A 281-nucleotide genomic window follows, 5' to 3' on the forward strand; every position below is an offset into this window, starting at 1 on the left:
CTCGACCGACAGCCGCCCCAACGCGCCCCGCCGGTTATTGATGGCATCGGCCAGGATCAGGCGGGTTGCCGTGTCCGGGTCCCGCAGGCCGGGCACCCGCCAGCCGATCTGCACCGTGCCGACCCCGGAATCGGTCGAGGCGCTCAGCGTGCGCGCGGCAAGCGGCGGCACCGCCGTCGCCCCCGCCCGGCGGGGGGGCGGGGGGCGCGGGGGATAGGGGAAAAACGGCCGCCCCCCCCCCCCCCCGGGGGGGGGGGGGGCCGAGCCGCCCCACAGCCCCC

General features: G+C 80.1%; 1 protein-coding gene. It reads right to left on the reverse strand.

The window, feature by feature from the left end:
• Positions 1-281: hypothetical protein (locus tag ABF821_RS00005; RefSeq protein WP_415528583.1), on the reverse strand; the 281-nt coding region annotated here is incomplete at both ends.

The organism is Gluconacetobacter sp. (genome assembly GCF_047721585.1).
GTDB lineage: Bacteria > Pseudomonadota > Alphaproteobacteria > Acetobacterales > Acetobacteraceae > Gluconacetobacter > Gluconacetobacter dulcium.